Source organism: Nostoc sp. CENA543 (genome assembly GCF_002896875.1).
GTDB lineage: Bacteria > Cyanobacteriota > Cyanobacteriia > Cyanobacteriales > Nostocaceae > Trichormus.
This window is the reverse complement of record NZ_CP023278.1, coordinates 3,604,093-3,618,670: the sequence shown is the minus strand read 5'-3', so window position 1 is coordinate 3,618,670 and position 14,578 is coordinate 3,604,093. Positions and strand designations below refer to the sequence as shown.

Sequence of the window (14,578 nt, the reverse complement as noted above, 5' to 3'; positions counted from 1 at the left end):
GCTAAACTAAGTATGTCCCCAAGAACCAATTACTATGCTCAAGCGTTCTAAGTTCGAGACAACCCAGTCTCAGATTATGCACCGTGCCGAGGATTTAATAAGTGCAGCTTCCAATCGCTACCGCATTACGGTTCAGGTGGCAAATCGTGCCAAGCGTCGGCGTTATGAAGAATTTGAAAGTGCCGAAGATGCGATGATGAAACCTGTGCTAAGGGCAATTATTGAAATGTCTGATGAACTGACACAACCAGAAATCATTGGCGAACTGTGAAACTAGTGCTGAGTTGAAAGTGCGGAGTGCTGAGTGTAAAACTAACATCTTTGTGCTTTCACCTCAGAATATTTACTCTAAATGAGCTAGCAAAGCTTTTTCTTAATATCAATTCCTAGTTTATATTTGTGCAGTTTAAATTAGTAGCTTTAGCAAAGTCCGCCGTAGGCATCACTGCCTTAACTTTCAGCATCATTTTAGGGACTTCCACAATCAGTATCCTACCCCAATCACCAGCCCAGGCGCAAAGAATTACCACCAGCGATGTTTGGCAGTTGGTGTATCAGCAATTACCGGATTTACCCAAGGAAAATCAATATATCAGCAAATCATCGGGTAAACCCGCAGAAAATAGCACCTTAATCAGTCGTTTGATTAGATATCACATTTATATTAAAGAACGCGCCCCCAATTATAGACTTGATTGGAAGCTAACTTTGGCTGATTATCTGGATGCAAATGAAATCATGTATGACAACACTTACCCAGGTAATGATACCTTAAAGCAAAATCCCTTGGAGGGCGATCGCGCTGCCATTAAACGCCTGACTCGCAGCCAAAGAAATGCCCTTGTTCAAGTCCTCACTAATATTTTTAACCCCAATCCCCAATCCCTAGTCCCTAATCCCTAATCCTCATGGAACGTTTAATTAAAAGCGGTGCAGGCTGGCGTATTGGCTGGAATCCCCATGCTAGTGAATTTCAAGGGTTAGTAGGTACTGATGACTGGGCAATTGAGTTAACCTCAACTGAGTTGGATGATTTTTGTCGTCTGTTAGCCAAGTTAGCCGACACTATGAAACAACTCACCACCGAATTAATGGACGAAGAAAAAATAGCCTGTGAAGCCGAAAGCGATTTATTGTGGATGGAGGTAGAAGGCTATCCCCATGAATACACTTTGCGCTTCATTCTCAACTCAGGTAGGTGTGCCGAAGGTCAATGGGCAGCCTTTGCTGTTCCTGGTTTGTTGCAAGCTGCTGCCACTCTGAAAGTTTTTTAAGTTTGCCCATTGACTATTCTATAATTTGAAGATATTATAGTAAATCGTGACCGGGGCGTAGCGCAGCTTGGTAGCGCGCCACTTTGGGGTAGTGGAGGTCGTGGGTTCGAATCCCGCCGCTCCGATTAATAAAATCCCTATTCCTGCTAATCTCAAGTATAAGATTAGCAGGTTTTTTAATTGACTTTGATAACAGTCATTTATACTGTTAGTGCGATTTCTCTCATTGCACTTGTTGTTTTAAGATGTAGTAGGAAAATGGTTGCAAAAAACTGTAACTTTCTGAGACGGTGTTTTAAGTTAAAGTATTTTTGCGATGCTTTTAAATTATGGCTCAGGTCGGATTTGAACCAACGACCCCAGGCTTATGAGTCCCGTGCTCTAACCAACTGAGCTACTGAGCCGTGTTTTTCACACATTTATTATCATAGCAGACTAATCTTCTTTTGACTAGTGTGATTTTGAAGAAAAACTATAGATGTCTTTTGCCCTCTTCGTTAGCTGTTTCACATTCTTGTAGCTGCAACTCTCTGGCGGCGGAAGAGGGAAGCCTTCAAGGGTAACAGTTTTTCTTGTGCGTTGCCTATCTCCATGATTGGCTGTTAAGTCTTAAATTCCCCGCCACAGACAGTCCCTGTTTCAGTGTTCACCATTGATAAAAAAAAGGTTTGGCTCATGACCAAACCTCTCTTTAAATCCAGTGCATAACAACATCCCGAATTAATCTACCTATAATTTCTATCTCTTAGCATCTTCCCAGGGGATGTGTGCAAATACCTAAAAACCTGATATTACATTATTTAGGTATTAACTAATACATTCAAATTATCTGCTATTTTGGTTGGGTAACTCTTTTGTATATCTATGTTTTGTGAATTCATTCGTAGTGATAGAAATCCAATTTGATTCTTGAAACTACTACCTATAACAGAGAGCCTAAACCATGAATATTCGCTGTGAAATTCCCTCAGACTATCAAGCCATCAATGAAGTCAACCGACTAGCATTTGTGGGAGAGAATGAGGTGAAGATTATCGAAGCGATTCGCCAATCAGATTTTTATATCCCCGCGCTTTCTCTAGTGGCTGAAGTTAATAACCAGATAGTAGGACATATTATTTTAAGTTATATTCATCTCATAGGGGAAGAACAACTAAAAGTATTAGCTTTAGCACCTTTAGCTGTACATCCACAATTCCAAAAACAAGGAATTGGTAGCGAATTAGTAACCGTGGCTTTAACGAAAGCAACAGAAATACAAGAAGCGTTAGTGATAGTTTTGGGGCATCCTGATTTTTATCAAAGGTTTGGCTTTGAGCCATCAGTAAATTATGGGATTGCATCTCCTTTCCCGGTTGCTCAAGAATTTTTTATGGTCAAAACACTAAAAAAATCTGACCAAAATTATCGCGGTAAGGTTGTTTATCCACCTGCTTTTACTCAGGATGGGGACTTTTGACTATTAACTTTATTTGCCTTGTTTTTACCTTTTAACTGAGGATAAACAATACGTTTGTGGTGAAATTGTTGCCACACCTCTACAAAGATTTCGGCGATTTGTGTCATTTCTTCCCGTGTTAAGCCGGAATCAATGAGTTGATTATCTTGCCATCTAGCACGCAAAATATTATTGAGCATGGTTAAGGCTTGTTCAGGGTTGACATCCTTGAGCGATCGCAATGCAGCTTCGCAAGCATCAGCTAACATGACAATTCCCGTTTCCCGTGACTGGGGAATTGGCCCTTCATAGCGGAAATCGGCTTCATTCACTACGATACTGGGGTCAGCTTGCGCCATTTGTTCGGCTTGATGATAAAAATAGGCAATCAACATTGTCCCTTGATGTTCGGGAATAAACGCTTGAATTGCTGTGGGTAAAAGATGTTTCTTCGCCATCACTAACCCTTCACTAACGTGCTTTTTGATAATTTCTGCACTCTTCCAAGGGTCTTTGATTTCCGTTTCATGTTTATTCGGCCCGCCCATTTGGTTTTCAATAAATCCTAAAGGGTCGTGCATTTTGCCTATATCATGGTAGAGTGTGCCGGCTCTGACTAATTCCACGTTACATCCGAGTTTTTTCGCTGCGGCTTCTGCTAGGGTGGCTACTGACAAAGTGTGCTGGAATGTTCCTGGTGTTTCTGTGGCGAGGCGTTTGAGTAAAGGACGATTGGGATTGGCTAATTCTGCTAGCCGAATGGGGGTAACTAAATCAAATAGTTTTTCTAAATAGGGACTTAAACCTAAAGCTACAATACTCCAAGCTAGACCCGATAAAGCAAATAATCCAGCCTCTTGCAAGACAACATACCAACCCGCACCAAAGGCTGCACCTATGAGGATTTTAATCCCTAAGTAAACACCACCTTGAGCCGCCGCGATCGCCACGCCTAAAAGTGCTAACTCTTCACGCGATCGCAGTTTTTGAGCGATACAACTACCCAAAATTCCCCCCACAGCACCCGCCAATAAAGTCATTGCGCTGACTTCTAAGCTGATGGGTAATAACAGCAGCAGTAAGACAATCACCGTCACACCCAAACTAGGGCCATAAAAGCTTCCCAACAATAACCCCACACCCCCCCAGGTAGTGTAAGGTAAACCCATCGCCAATAATCCTGGTGTACTCAAAGTTAATAGTAAAACTAACAGGCGATCGCGTTGGCGCAGTTGATATTTAATTCGCTTTTCCGCCAGAACAAATACCCCAATTGCTCCCGTCACTAAACCGCCTAATTTCAATAATTCCAGCCAATTATTTTCTCGCCGAATCAGTTGATAATGCTCTAAAATTTCAAAATTCCGTTCTGTGATCAAGTCTCCCTTGTTGACAATAATCTGACCTTGTTTCACTGCAATGAATACAGGCGTAACATCAGCTGCGGCTTTTTGCGCTTTTTCTTGAGTTTGTTCTTTATCTACTTTTAAATTAGGCTCTAAGACGGCTAATAAGAGTTTATTCGCCAACGATTCGCCGTTTCTAGGAACAAAAGCTTGTACTTGTAAACTGACAGCACTACTGACAATACTATCTGGTAAACCTGGGGGAATACCTTGAGTCAAAATGCGTTCCGCACTTTGATAAATTCCCGATTGGGTTCTTGTCCATTCATCATCTGATAATTGCAACAGAACTGTTTCGTTATAGATTGTCTCTGAGGCGATATTATTGCTTTTTAATTGCTCATTAGCTTGCGTATATGCTTGACGCGCTTCCGCAATCTGTGTAATCACAGAGGGAATGTTTTTTTCTCCAATGGTGACTCGATAAGCTAAAAGTTCAGCTAAAGCTAACGTCAGTTCGCTTTTACCTAGAATATTAACCCTTTGATCGCCTGAAACTGGTTGATTTGGGTTGAGAGGTGTGGAATTACTGCTATGTGGTTGCTTGCCAACATTTTGTCGGAAACGACGACTTAAACTTTGTGGACTGGTGTTTTTCATCGCCGCCAGCAAAACTTGCCATTCTGAGTCAGAACATGAACGGAGATAATCCTGAGTTGAGAGAGATAACACGGAAGTATCGTAAAAAGGAAAAGAACCCGCAATTTTACGAATGGCGTTGCCTTCATCTAGTAATTTTTGTAAATTTTGGTTGATTTTTTCGGTAATTTCTGAATCAACCATCAATACTGATATAGATTCCTTACTCGCATTTTTACGTTTCTCTGCTGTTTTCTGACGATCCTCAATCTTGTCTGCATAGGAAGCTCTAATTGTTTGTGGTGCGAGAGTTCCTACTTTTAATTGAGGTTGATTATATAGTTTGTGACCCATTACACCAGTCAAGGATACAACAGCGATCGCTAAAACTAAACAGGAACGCTGTTTATGTATCCAACCCCAGATTATTACATCCACCCTACTACGATTCTTGACCGATTTTGTCATTGCTCTCAGGTCAACTTTACGTTTTTGTCTGTCACCGATTTTGATATTTTCTAGCAAATTTCCGAGTAAATGGGGAAAAATCAATTTATTTCCTTTATTTTCGGATTTTTTGCGTTTGTGACTCACCTTGGCTAGTAATATTCTCCTACGGCTAAATAGTCTATACCTCCGCCGCCAATGGGTCAACTGCCGATTCCAGGCCTGCAAAAATCGCTGTTTTTTCATTGGGGATTGGGGACTTACCAATTCAAAATTCAAAATTCAAAATTCAAAATTAAAGAAGGATTGGGGACTGGGAAGACAAGGGAGACAGGGTAGGAGATGAGAAAAACTGTTCCCTGTTCCCTGTTCCCTTTTCTCTAAATGACTAACGCGCCTTGATGACGCGGGGAGCTGCGTAGACGCAAGGGGTAAAATCTTCTTCCTGTGGGAATTCTGGGAGGTTTAATCCAGGGTTTAATCCAGATTTATACACTCCTGACCACGCGATCGCAAGTGCATCAGCTAATTCTAGCATTGGCGAAATTGGGCTGAATTCTTTGGCTAGTAAAACTCTCCAAGGTGCAGGAATACTTACACTACTGTTATACGCTCCCGATAAGACACTTGTAATAATACTGATGTCTTGAGAATTAATTACAGTATTCTGTTTCCAGATTTGCTGATGGTGAATGGTTCTGGAAACTGTTAAACGAAAATCTTCTAGGGTACTGAGAAAATAATAAAATGCTAACGCTACTCCCTCTGAGAGTTGTGCTTGACTACTTAGTTCAGACTGTAATAATTCTAATCCAGCTTTCCTTGTCAACAAATTATTTACTTTTAATAAGTTTTGTGGGAGTGGGGTGGCTGTCTCACCAATAAAAGCAATGATTTGGGGAATGAGGGTTTGGGGGTGAAGTTTTTCTGTTAATGATTGGGCGATCGCGTATCCTATGGCTAGGGTACTATCTCTAACCTCTGGGTTAATATCCCAATTTTTTAAGATTTGCAGTAAATTTTGGTGCAGTTTTACCGGATTTTCATGACAAAACAGAGAAAGAGGAATTGTAGCGAAAATTATTTTAGCTGGTTCTAAATCGGTAAACTTTTTTTGATATATCTCTAACCACTTATCTAAATCAAATTTTCCTAATTCCACCAAACTGGTAGCACCAGGAACTAGACTTTCAGCAAAGTTACTAACTACTGGATGCTGTGGGTGACTACTTTTAGCTAAAGTTTCTCCTAATAAACCCCCTAAAAAAACACCCCTAAACCGACTCCCTAGTAAATAGCGCATGATTGAAATGAGTAAAAAGTTAAAAGCAAGTTCGTCTATCTTTCTACTTTTAACCTTTTATAGCCGTAGTCACAAAGATGAATCCTACCATCTAAAGCTAACTACTCATTACTCATTACTCATTACTCATTACTCAGCACTTCAAATGATGCACCAAAGCCTGTAAACCCAAAAGATAACTTTGCACACCAAAGCCACTAATTTGCCCAATAACGACTGGGGCTATATAAGAGTGATGGCGGAATTCTTCTCGACGATAAATATTACTGAGATGCACTTCTACTGTCGGTATATTCACGCCAGCGATCGCATCCCTCAACGCCACACTAGTATGAGTGTAAGCCCCAGCGTTAATCAGAATTCCTTGGTGTTTTCCTAGTGCATCATGAATTGCATCTACTAACACACCTTCATGGTTTGACTGTAAAGGATAAATAACAGCCTGTAAATTTAGTGCTGCTTCAGTCAGCAGACGATTAATTTCAGACAAAGTGGTAGAACCATAAACGCCTGGTTCTCTTTGTCCCAGCAAATTCAGGTTTGGCCCGTGCAGCACCAAAATATTTAGAGGTTGTACTGTCAATGATTGTACCTTCGGGCTATTAACGACGACGCGATCGCTCATCTACAGGGATCGGAATCAGTTCTGGTTCCGGCTCTGCTTCAGGGCCTAGTAGGGCTTCAATTAGCTTGCGCGCCAATTCTTTTAGCTTTTCCAGTACCTTATCTATATAGTCCATTAAACTGACTGCTCCTGAGATACTACCTCAATGTTGATTAACAGCTACGCAAAAACTGGCGTATTTTTGCACCTCTGGCTGACAACCGGGTTGATACACACTTTCGTATTCCGGGCATAAGCCAATCTTAAAAATTTAGTGTTGTTATCTCCCTTACTTTTTAGAGTATCACATTCATCACTTATCGAACGTCGAGAGTTATTAGTCAATTGTCAGTGCTTGATAGTAAATAGTCAATGGGGCATAGGGCATTGATTAGGGCTATGAGAAGGGAACACAAGAGAGCCTCTTTTGACTATTGACTGTTGACCATTGACTATTGACTAACTCTTCACCTCTTTTTTCTTACTTGATGTAGTTGATTTAGTCGTTGATTTAGCTGTTGTTGACTTGGATTTTGTAGTGGTGGATTTAGGTGTTTTGCGGCTAGATTTGCTAGTCGAGGCTTTGGCGGCTAATAGTTCCAAAGCTTGCGCTAGGGTGACATCTTCGACCGATACACCTTCTGGTAGTCCGACATTAGTTTTGCCGTGCTTGATGTAGGGGCCATAGGGGCCATCGTAGATATTCACGGCTGCGTCGTCGTCTGGATGTGTACCCAATTCCCGTAAAGCGGCTTTGGACTTACTACTGCTAGCACCACGGGTTTTTTTCTGTTCTGATAACAATTCCAACGCCCGTTCTAGGGTAATTGTCAGAACATCATCACCTGCTTTTAGGGAACGGTAATCTTTGCCTTCTTTTCCTTGGTCATGAACAATATAGGGGCCAAATCTCCCTAAACTGGCTTGGATTTTACAGCCTGTTTCTGGATGCACTCCCAAATGACGGGGGAGTGATAACAAACCAATGGCTGTTTCCAGGGAAATGTTTTCTGGGGTGACACCTTTGGGTAGAGATGCTTGCTTAGGTTTGGGGTTTTCGTCGGACTTATCGCCTAACTGGACATAAGGCCCGTAAGCACCGATTTTGACGTAAATTGGTTCACCAGTTTCGGGATGACGGCCTAGTTGGTCTGGCCCGGCTGTTTTTTGGCGTAGCAGAGTTTCGACTTGTTTGGGGTCTAGGTCGGCTGGGGTCAAGTCTTTGGGAATTGAGGCGGTAATTACACCATCACCGTTATCCATTTCAATGTAGGGGCCGTATTTCCCAATGCGGACTTTGACGGCTAGATTTTCTAGTTCGACGGTTCTGGCTTTATTCGCGTCAATTTGGCTGTCTTGTTCTTTGACTAAGGTTTCTAAACCTTTATCGCCCAGATAAAATTCCCGCAGATAGGGTAGCCAATTCGCTTCACCTTCGGCGATGTCGTCTAAGGTTTGCTCCATTTTGGAGGTGAAGCTGGGATCAACGATATCAGGGAAATGTTTTTCTAACAGGTCGGTGACGGCGAAAGCTGTAAAGGTGGGAATTAGGGCATTATTTACCAGTTGGGCATAACCTTTATCGATAATTGTGCCGATAATGCTGGCGTAGGTACTAGGGCGACCAATTCCTTCACTTTCTAAGGTTTTGACTAGGGTAGCTTCGGTGTATCTGGCTGGGGGTTGGGTTTCGTGGTCAACGGTGTCTATATTTTTACAATGAGGATGATCCCCAACTTTCAAGCCAGGTAAAATGACCTCTTGGTCTTCTAATGCGGCTTCGGGGTCATCAGAACCTTCGACGTAGGCACGTAGATAGCCAGGAAAATCAATGCGCTTACCGGAAGAACGGAAACCTGCATCTTCCACCTGTAGCTGGACGGTGATTTGGGTTTGGCGAGAGTCAGCCATTTGACAGGCGACGGTACGCTTCCAAATCAAGTCATACAGGGCTAATTCCCGACCGCTTAATCCGGTTTCTTGGGGGGTGCGGAAACTGCTACCAGCCGGACGAATGGCTTCGTGGGCTTCCTGCGCGCCTTTGGATTTGGTGGTGTATTGCCTCTTTTGGGGGCTGAGATAGTCTTTGCCGTATAGTTTTTCTACACAATCACGAGCAGCTGCGATCGCCTGTTCGGATAAATGTACCGAGTCTGTACGCATATAGGTAATATACCCTTGCTCATACAAACTCTGGGCGACGCGCATGGTGTCCCGTGCCGAAAGTCGCAATTTCCGGTTGGATTCTTGCTGCAATGTGGAAGTGGTGAACGGTGGCGCGGGTTTGCGGGTGACTGGGCGTTCTTCGACTTCCGAGACTGTCCAGGGTTTACCAGTCAGCCGTTCCTTGAGCGCAATAGCATCTGACTCAGATAGCAGCACTACATTGCGTCCGGCGGCGATTTGTCCTGTGGATGGGTCAAAATCGCTCCCCGTTGCAACTTTCGTGCCTGCTAGGGTCACTAACAGAGCGTTAAAGGGGGCTTTACTCTGCTCTAGGTATGCCTTTAAATCCCAGTATGTACCTTCCCTGAAAGCGCGGCGTTGACGTTCCTTAGTCACCAACAACCGCACAGCCACAGACTGCACCCGTCCGGCGGATAATCCCCAAGCGATTTTTTTCCATAACAGAGGCGAGAGAGTATAGCCGACTAATCGGTCTAAAATCCGCCGAGTTTCTTGGGCGCGGACTAACTGCTCATCAATCGTGCGGCAGTTTTTCAAAGCCTTTTTAATCGCGTCTTGGGTGATTTCATGGAACACCATCCGCTTAGTCGGAATCTTGGGTTTAAGTAGTTGGTATAAATGCCAACTAATGCTTTCACCTTCTCGGTCTTCGTCAGTTGCCAGGATCAGTTCAGTTGCTTCTTTTAAAGCATCCTTTAACTGAGTGACAATTTTCTTTTTGTCTTTGGGGACAACATATACAGGTTCAAAGTCTGCGTCCACATTTACCCCAAGCTGCGCCCATGCTTCCCCTTTGACAGCAGCAGGAATTTCACTAGCCGACTGGGGTAGGTCACGCACATGACCCATTGACGCTTCTACCCGATAGTCTCTTGGTAGGTAGTTGCGGATGGTGCGAGCTTTGGTTGGAGATTCGACAATGACGAGAGTTGACATGGAAATTTCAATAAAAAAATAGCTATGAAGCTAAACAGTCAAATTGAAGTAATTTCAGCGAAATGTCAAGAGGGTAGGGGACTGGGGATTGGGGACTGGGGATTGGGGATTGGGAAAAATAGTTTTTCTGTTCATCTCCCCATCCCTCGTCTCCCTACTTCCTACCCCCTACTTCAGCTATTTCTAATCTTTAACTTATCAATGGCACAATTGGCGACTACTGTTTTCAAAATACATCATGGGTTGAATTGTGCGATCGCCTCCGGCGGGTGGTTACGCCATCGCTTTGTTTAGGGGTGCAGGGGTTTAAGGGTGTGGGGGTGTAGGGGTAGAAGCATAGAACTTTTCCCTGTCACCAGCCTTTCAATACGCGAATTTTAGATTAAATCCAATCCAAAATCCAAAATCTAAAATCTAAAATTCCCAGTCCCTAATTCCAACAACCTGTGCCAGAATTAAAGCAAATTTGAGAAAAAAAGCGTAGTGGGGTTTTTACTTATCCCCAAGGACAAAACTATGCAGCCAATGCGGCAAGGCGATGTTATTCTAATACCTGTACCAGAAGTTACAGGTGAAATGATACCTCACTTAACTTTGGCGGAGGGCGAAGTTACAGGACATAAGCATCGTATCACTGACGGTGAAGCAGAGTTATTAAATAAAGATGGTACTCTCTATTTGCGTGTGATTTCTGGGACGGCTTTGCTATCTCATGAGGAACACCACGCGATTAAAATTCCTCAAGGTCATTGGATGGTGAAAATTCAGCGAGAATATGAGCCGGAAGGTTGGCGTTTTGTGGCTGATTGATCATTTTTTTAACGCCAAGGAACGCGGAGGTTAACGCAGCGAAAATTCTGATCAGAGGAAACCTCCGCTCAGAACCTTTCAAGACAGAGTGGCGCAGAGAGTTGATGAATCTTTGCGACGATTGCTTGATAATTTAAATTAGTAAATATGATTAACAAGTTAACGCCTGAGCAAAAGGCTTTAATCCCATCTTATCTGGATAAGTGGCGCAAAATCGTACTTGCATCTGAGTTGATTTCTCAAAACACAGCATCAGAAATTGTTGATGTTTTATATTCATTTTTAGGTAAAAATATCCCAAAAATTATTTTACTTAATAATCCTCTTGCAGCTATTAATCAAATCTTGTTAATCAGTTCTAAAGAAAAAGGACTAGAGAATAACTTTGCAGATGATCTAGAAAGATACATCGAAAAACAACTAAAAGAATTTAGCAGACAAACTTCCTTAATATCAGTTGGCTCTATCTTATTAGACAATAGAGTTAACTTAGAGTCTTTAGAAAATTTAGAAGATCAACTAGATTCAATACCAGGAAATAATTTAAATTTATTGCAGATGATTCTGCGGATGAATCAATCCGAACTAGTTTGGCAGCTTTGGTCTAAGGGCGTAGATCACAAAGCTATTTCCTCATTCGATTTGTATTATACTGCTGCTTTATTTGATTTCTTTATTTCGGAGTGTGATTGCTACTATAAACCGAAAATTTATCAACTTTTAGAGCAGGTGGTGCGCGCAGGGATAATTATATTTCCTTTTGAAGAATATTGCTTTGTGTGCGATCGCCCTCTGCATCTTCGCTTAGACAATCAAAATCGTCTCCACGCTGAAGGCGAACCAGCTATTGAGTTTACCGATGGATACAGTCTCTATTTTCATCACGGTGTCGCCCTGCCGGAAGAATATGGTAAACTCCACCCTAGAGAATGGCAACCTGAATGGTTGTTAACACAAGACAATGCCGAATTGCGTCGGGTGTTAATTCAGGGGATTGGCTACACTCGCATCTGTGCCGAATTGCAAGCAAAAGAATTAGATAGTTGGAAAGAATATACCTTTTTACAGATTGACAATCCCATTGATGTCGAGCCAATTTGTTTGTTAAAAATGACCTGCCCTAGCACGGGATTTATTCACGTTTTACGTGTTCCACCTGATACTAATTCAGCCAGGGAGGCTGTTCGCTGGGTGAATTGGGGCATTGACCCCGAAGATTTTGCTGTGCAAACTTAATGTTTAGACATATAAAAATTTTGTATTTTACCATACATTAAGACAAATATTTAAAATCAGACTTTGCTATTCATAAAGTTGTGCTAATATATGAGTGGAGAAGTTAATTTCGGTGAAACGTATCTTGTTTTTAGTAATAATTTCAAGCGGCTCTCCGGATAAACATCTCTGCATCAATGGATTCTGGAGAGTTTCATGTCAATTTACGTAGGGAACTTAGCCTACAGCGTCACTCAAGACGACCTAACTAAAGTATTTTCTGAATACGGAACAGTTACACGCGTGCAGTTACCTACAGATCGGGAAACTGGGCGCGTTCGTGGCTTTGGTTTCGTAGAAATGGAAACATCAGATGCGGAAGACGCTGCTATTCAAGCCCTAGATGGTGCTGAATGGATGGGTCGTGTAATGAAAGTTAATAAAGCTCGTCCCAAAGAGGACAAAGGCGCACGCTCTGGTGGCGGCGGCTGGGGAAGAAATAACGGTGGATACTCACGACAATATTAAGTCTTGAGAAAATTCGTCCTTTAACAAAAAATTAAATCATCCCATTGTTGGCGGTTCAGTAGATGACTGAGCCGCTTTTTGGATTTATATATTGGGCATGGGGCATCAAAACGTTGTGGGACTACGTTATGAGACTTGTGTGTACACCGTAGCCTTATAGGGGAGCCAGTTGCGTGGGCGGGTTTCCCGACTCGTTCGCGTTCGCGGAGCGTGTCGCAGACAAGCGTCTCGTTGGCGCAGCCTCTCATAGAGAAGATAAGCACTCTGGCGTGAGAGGTACCCTGCGGGTAGGCTTACGCCATCGTAAGATAAGCAAGCTATGGAGAGGGGTTTTTTAGATCCCGTGAAAAGTCAGAGGAGTATAGGGGTGTAATACCATTTCACGAAAAATCTGATACAGATGTAAACCCTAAAATCCTTGCTACATCTAAGTTTTTTAATTGCGAATTGCGAATTGCGAATTGTGAATTGGTATAAGGGTGAATTCTACCCCATGCCCCATTCCCCATTCCCTAAACTATACAACCCACTTCCGTACCTTCCGGTAGTTCTAAAGTGTCGCCAATCTTGTCGCCGTCGTGGAAGGCGGCGAGGATGACTTGGCTGGTTTTACCCCAAGCGATCGCACCTGTTGCATCTAGGGCGATCGCCCCAAAATCTCTTTTGTGATCATGCGCTTCAGCAAAAGACTTTTTCATCGCCTCTTGCAAAGACATTCCATCAGTGACGCGTACTACAATTTTGGCGGCTAAACATTCATCAATAATATCTTCACCAATACCAGTACAACTTACGGCAGCATAACTGGTAGCATAATTACCCGCAGGCATCGCAGAATCACTGACTCGTCCGATGCGCTCAAACCCTTTACCACCTGTAGAAGTACCAACAGCTAATTTTCCATAGGTGTCTAAAACAACTACACCGATTGTACCGCGTCCAGCGTTACTGGTTTCTAACATTTCTGTGTCTGCGACTACTCCCGCCATTGTGTGTTTAAAGTTGTCTTGACGCTCTTGTATCCATTCTTGTAGTCGCAAATCTGTTAAACCATTGTAAATGGGAAGTTGTAATTCTCTGGCTAATTCTGCCGCCCCATAATCTGAGAGTACCCGGTCTGGGGAACTTTGTAAAAAGTGAGCCAAGTTAATTGGGTTTTTTACCCGTGAAACATTAATTACCCCGCTAAAATGTCCTGATGCACTATCCATTAAAGAAGCACTCATCCGGATTTGTCCGTCAGATTGCAGTACCGAACCAGTACCAGCGTTAAAGCGTGGATCATCTTCTAACAGTTGACAACCCCGCACTACAGCGACAGAAGCATCCACACCAGACAATAACAGAGTATATACTTCCTCTACTATGGCATGGAGCGATCGCCTAACGGCCTCTAATCCTCCTTTACCGTGCAGAGAACTACCCGCCCCTCCGTGAATAATTAATTTAGGCTGCACCTGTGATTTCATTTATGCCCCTGCGCTAATTTATATTGAATTGATCCAGTCTGGAAAAATTTTAAGTGGGATTTCACATCAAAAATGAAATTCCTCACTCAAAACTCCGCACTTATTACTCAGCACTTGCTTGAGAACGACGACGACGACAACGTTCTGAGCAATATTTCACCTCATCCCAGCAATCTTGCCATTTTTTCCGCCAAGTGAAGGGACGTTGACACACCGGACAGATTTTTGTAGGTAAGTCAGATTTAGAACGATTACGCCCCATAAAAGATTTCTGAACGAGATGGAAAATAATTATATCCAGATTGCTCCCAACAGAACAGGTCTTGCCAAACAAGAATAGAGACGCTGCAACGCAACGTCTCTACAAGTGTGATGATGTTAG

At 42.8% G+C, this 14,578-nt stretch carries 15 protein-coding genes and 2 tRNA genes; 9 read left to right on the top strand and 8 right to left on the bottom strand.

Annotated features, from left to right (window positions below):
- Positions 1-34: 34 nt before the first annotated feature.
- The 4 genes from CLI64_RS14960 (at position 35) to CLI64_RS14945 (ending at position 1,399) form a co-directional block, all read left to right on the top strand.
- Positions 35-271 (top strand): DNA-directed RNA polymerase subunit omega, encoded by a 237-nt coding sequence (locus CLI64_RS14960; RefSeq protein WP_015140372.1) that lies wholly within the window; start codon positions 35-37, stop codon positions 269-271.
- Positions 272-462: 191 nt separating this feature from the next.
- Entirely contained in the window at positions 463-903 is a 441-nt protein-coding gene (locus CLI64_RS14955; protein WP_225977614.1) for a hypothetical protein, read from the top strand.
- Between the two features lie 5 nt (positions 904-908).
- Positions 909-1,274: a DUF1818 family protein gene (locus CLI64_RS14950; protein WP_103137956.1), complete on the top strand. Its 366-nt coding sequence runs from the start codon at positions 909-911 to the stop codon at positions 1,272-1,274.
- Positions 1,275-1,325: 51 nt separating this feature from the next.
- Positions 1,326-1,399: transfer RNA gene (locus CLI64_RS14945), tRNA-Pro, on the top strand.
- Positions 1,400-1,604: 205 nt separating this feature from the next.
- On the opposite strand, the gene CLI64_RS14940 is transcribed toward CLI64_RS14945, so the two are convergent.
- A tRNA-Met gene (locus CLI64_RS14940) sits at positions 1,605-1,678 on the bottom strand.
- A 539-nt stretch (positions 1,679-2,217) separates the two neighbouring features.
- Here CLI64_RS14940 and CLI64_RS14935 point away from each other — a divergent pair.
- Positions 2,218-2,733, top strand: coding sequence for a GNAT family N-acetyltransferase (locus CLI64_RS14935; protein ID WP_103137955.1), 516 nt, complete (start codon positions 2,218-2,220; stop codon positions 2,731-2,733).
- Here the strand turns inward: CLI64_RS14935 and CLI64_RS14930 are convergent.
- The 5 genes from CLI64_RS14930 to topA all read right to left on the bottom strand — a co-directional run bounded on the left by CLI64_RS14930 (position 2,715) and on the right by topA (position 10,174).
- The gene (locus tag CLI64_RS14930) at positions 2,715-5,390 is read right to left on the bottom strand and encodes an HD family phosphohydrolase (RefSeq protein ID WP_103137954.1); all 2,676 of its coding nucleotides are present in this window, start codon (positions 5,388-5,390) and stop codon (positions 2,715-2,717) included. The two genes, CLI64_RS14935 and CLI64_RS14930, sit on opposite strands and share 19 nt — an antisense overlap.
- A 142-nt stretch (positions 5,391-5,532) precedes the next feature.
- Entirely contained in the window at positions 5,533-6,447 is a 915-nt protein-coding gene (locus CLI64_RS14925; protein ID WP_103137953.1) for a hypothetical protein, read from the bottom strand.
- Positions 6,448-6,580: 133 nt separating this feature from the next.
- On the bottom strand, positions 6,581-7,072 hold the full coding sequence (gene aroQ, locus CLI64_RS14920; protein ID WP_103137952.1) for a type II 3-dehydroquinate dehydratase: 492 nt from the start codon (positions 7,070-7,072) through the stop codon (positions 6,581-6,583).
- Positions 7,050-7,187, bottom strand: coding sequence for a hypothetical protein (locus CLI64_RS31245; protein ID WP_192881540.1), 138 nt, complete (start codon positions 7,185-7,187; stop codon positions 7,050-7,052). The genes aroQ and CLI64_RS31245 overlap by 23 nt, the downstream gene beginning before the upstream one ends.
- A 323-nt stretch (positions 7,188-7,510) precedes the next feature.
- Positions 7,511-10,174 (bottom strand): type I DNA topoisomerase, encoded by a 2,664-nt coding sequence (gene topA / locus CLI64_RS14915; RefSeq protein WP_103137951.1) that lies wholly within the window; start codon positions 10,172-10,174, stop codon positions 7,511-7,513.
- A gap of 24 nt (positions 10,175-10,198) precedes the next feature.
- On the opposite strand from topA, the gene CLI64_RS14910 reads away from it, so the two are divergent.
- The 4 genes from CLI64_RS14910 (at position 10,199) to CLI64_RS14895 (ending at position 12,727) form a co-directional block, all read left to right on the top strand.
- On the top strand, positions 10,199-10,468 hold the full coding sequence (locus CLI64_RS14910; RefSeq protein WP_103137950.1) for a hypothetical protein: 270 nt from the start codon (positions 10,199-10,201) through the stop codon (positions 10,466-10,468).
- Positions 10,469-10,690: 222 nt separating this feature from the next.
- Positions 10,691-10,984, top strand: coding sequence for a hypothetical protein (locus CLI64_RS14905; protein ID WP_103137949.1), 294 nt, complete (start codon positions 10,691-10,693; stop codon positions 10,982-10,984).
- A 147-nt stretch (positions 10,985-11,131) separates the two neighbouring features.
- Positions 11,132-12,220 carry a DUF6745 domain-containing protein gene (locus CLI64_RS14900; protein WP_103137948.1) on the top strand — a complete coding sequence of 363 codons (1,089 nt, stop codon included), beginning with the start codon at positions 11,132-11,134 and terminating at the stop codon, positions 12,218-12,220.
- Between the two features lie 195 nt (positions 12,221-12,415).
- Positions 12,416-12,727 carry an RNA-binding protein gene (locus CLI64_RS14895; RefSeq protein WP_103137947.1) on the top strand — a complete coding sequence of 104 codons (312 nt, stop codon included), beginning with the start codon at positions 12,416-12,418 and terminating at the stop codon, positions 12,725-12,727.
- 512 nt (positions 12,728-13,239) lie between these two features.
- Here CLI64_RS14895 and CLI64_RS14890 read toward each other — a convergent pair.
- Positions 13,240-14,196 carry an isoaspartyl peptidase/L-asparaginase gene (locus CLI64_RS14890; protein WP_103137946.1) on the bottom strand — a complete coding sequence of 319 codons (957 nt, stop codon included), beginning with the start codon at positions 14,194-14,196 and terminating at the stop codon, positions 13,240-13,242.
- Positions 14,197-14,299: 103 nt separating this feature from the next.
- Positions 14,300-14,458 carry a DUF2256 domain-containing protein gene (locus CLI64_RS14885; RefSeq protein WP_103137945.1) on the bottom strand — a complete coding sequence of 53 codons (159 nt, stop codon included), beginning with the start codon at positions 14,456-14,458 and terminating at the stop codon, positions 14,300-14,302.
- Positions 14,459-14,578 lie beyond the last annotated feature (120 nt).